Origin of the sequence: Leucobacter sp. M11, from assembly GCF_035726885.1 — a bacterium.
GTDB lineage: Bacteria > Actinomycetota > Actinomycetes > Actinomycetales > Microbacteriaceae > JAPFRB01.
On record NZ_JAPFRB010000002.1, the window covers coordinates 599,310 to 601,630 of the forward strand.

Here is a 2,321-nt window from a genome sequence, read left to right on the forward strand (position 1 = left end):
GGCTGCACGTAGTAGAAGAAGACGTCCTGGCCGTACTTCTTGTCGGCCTTGGTCAGGGTCAGGTTCACCCGCTGGTCGCCGTCGATGATCTCCGCGTGCTTCGCCTTGCCGTCCGCGAGCATGGCGAGGCCATCCTTGGTGGGCACCTCGCGCACGCCGCTTCCGGAGAGCAGGCTCCAGCCGATCAGCACGATCAGCGGCGCGATCAGGAGATACAGCAGCGGTCCACGGAACAGCTTCTTGCCCTTGGGTGGTGTCTGAGCCAAGTCGGCGCCTTTCTGGGTACGCAAACGGACCATCGGTCCTGCACGATAGCGTATCTTGCTGCCTCAGCCGCTCCGCTGTGTTTCTGCCGAGGGCGTAACGAGTCGAGAACGACCGGGAAAACGCCCAGCTCGCGGCGGTAGGTTGGGGGCACGCTCCCCGGAGCAACGACCGCACTCACCCACGAGGGGACACTATGCCCGAGCAAAACACCGCCGGAACCCGCGGCCCGAATTCGAGCGAGTCCGCCGCTTCCGGCGCGGATGCCCGGCCGGAGGGCCAGCCGTACGCGCAGGCCGACGCCCAGGCCCCCGGCGCCGGCCAGGCTCCGGGATACGGCTCAGCGCCGGGCTACGGAGCAGCAGCGGGATACGGAGCAGCGCCGGGATACGGAGCATCAGCGGGATACGGAGCAGCGCCGGGATACGCGCAGGCGGCCAGCCAGCGAACCAACGTCCTCGCGATCATCACGATGATCGCCGCGTTTCTCATGCCCGTTGCCGGCATCATCACGGGCCACCTGTCCCTGCGCGAGCTGCGCACCTCGGGCGAACAGGGCCAGGGCCTCGCCAAGGCCGGGCTCATCCTGTCCTACGTCTTTACCGCGCTGATCGTGATCATCACCATCCTCTTCGTCATCCTCCTGTTCTGGATGTCCAGCATCACCCCGGTGCACGGCGGCGACTGGCACGGCGGCACGTCCCTCTACGACTCCTAACCCCGCGGCACAAAACGGGCCGGGAAGCGCTGCTTCCCGGCCCGTTTTTTGTGTCCTGTTCGCGCGGCTCGTCTCCGCGCGGTTCGCTACTGGTAGACGTGCGGGGCGAGGATCGCCACGTCGCGCAGGTTGCGGTAGTCCTCCGCGTAGTCCAGGCCGTAGCCGACCACGAACTCGTTCGGGATGTCGTAGCCGATGTACTTGACGTCGACCTCGACCTTGAGCGCCTCGGGCTTGCGGAGCATCGTGCAGATCTCCACGGAGCGCGCGCCGCGGTTTTTCAGGTTGCCCTTGAGCCAGCTCAGGGTGAGCCCCGAGTCGATGATGTCCTCGACGATCAGCACGTCGCGCCCGGTCAGGTCGGCGTCGAGGTCCTTCAGGATGCGGACGACGCCGCTCGACTTCGTGCCCGCGCCGTAGGAGCTCACGGCCATCCAGTCCATCTGCGCCTGGAAGCGCAGCTCCCGGGAGAGATCGGCCATGACCATCACGGCGCCCTTGAGGACCCCGACGAGCAGGGGCGGGGTGTCCGCGTAGTCGGCCTCGATCTGTCGGGCCATTTCGGCGAGGCGCTGCTTCAGCTGCGCCTCGGTGAGGAGAACCTCGGTCAGCTTGTCGCCCAGATCGCTTGCGTCCATTGGATTCTTCCTCGCTTCGGGTGGTTACTCGGCCGAACCGGCGGCACGGAACCGCAGCCGGCCATCGGCACGCTTAACTCTAATACCGGGAACGTGGATCTCGTCCTGCCCCGTCCAGCCGGTCACCAGTTTGGCGATGGTGAGCGTGTGCTGTCGGCTCAGCGAAACGCCGAACTCGGCCCGCGCGATCAGCCGAATGATGCGCTGGCGAAGCGCGGGCGGGTTCGCCTCTAACGCGGACACCAGGACCGCGATGCCCGCCTCCGAGGGCTCGACGATCTCCTCGATGAACTCCTCGATCATGTCCGCGAAGGACTCCTCGTCCTCCCTGGACTGCTCGGCGGTGCGGGCGAGCGCTTCGGCGATGCCCGGGCCCAGCTCGCGCTCCAGCACGGGGAGCACGCGCTCCCGGACGCGGACGCGCCGATACATCGGGTCCGCGTTGTGCGGGTCCTGCCAGGGGTCGAGCCCGGCCTCGGCGCAGGCGGCGAGGGTCACGCTGCGGCGCAGGCCCAGCAGGGGGCGCAGGACGAGGCCGGTGTCCGGCCGCATCCCCGCGAGGCTGCCGGTGCCGGAGCCCCGGGCGAGGCCGAGCAGCACGGTCTCGGCCTGGTCATCGAGGGTGTGGCCCGTCAGGATGCGGTGCGCCCCGTACTCCGCGGCGGCCTGGCGGAGCGCGGCGTAGCGAGCCTCGCGCGCGG

At 68.4% G+C, this 2,321-nt stretch carries 3 protein-coding genes and 1 pseudogene; 1 reads left to right on the forward strand and 3 read right to left on the reverse strand.

Translation table 11 applies throughout. The features are described from left to right. Window positions 1-266, reverse strand: a pseudogene (locus OOT08_RS07210) (ATP-dependent zinc metalloprotease FtsH); the annotation flags it as partial. A gap of 194 nt (window positions 267-460) precedes the next feature. Here OOT08_RS07210 and OOT08_RS07215 point away from each other — a divergent pair. Further along, entirely contained in the window at window positions 461-982 is a 522-nt protein-coding gene (locus OOT08_RS07215; RefSeq protein ID WP_325091922.1) for a DUF4190 domain-containing protein, read from the forward strand. Between the two features lie 86 nt (window positions 983-1,068). On the opposite strand, the gene hpt is transcribed toward OOT08_RS07215, so the two are convergent. Together hpt and tilS are read right to left on the reverse strand one after the other, a co-directional pair. Then, the gene (hpt, locus tag OOT08_RS07220; RefSeq protein ID WP_325091923.1) at window positions 1,069-1,620 is read right to left on the reverse strand and encodes a hypoxanthine phosphoribosyltransferase; all 552 of its coding nucleotides are present in this window, start codon (window positions 1,618-1,620) and stop codon (window positions 1,069-1,071) included. A 24-nt stretch (window positions 1,621-1,644) separates the two neighbouring features. Then, window positions 1,645-2,321: tRNA lysidine(34) synthetase TilS (gene tilS, locus OOT08_RS07225; protein WP_325091924.1), on the reverse strand; the 677-nt coding region annotated here is incomplete at its 5' end.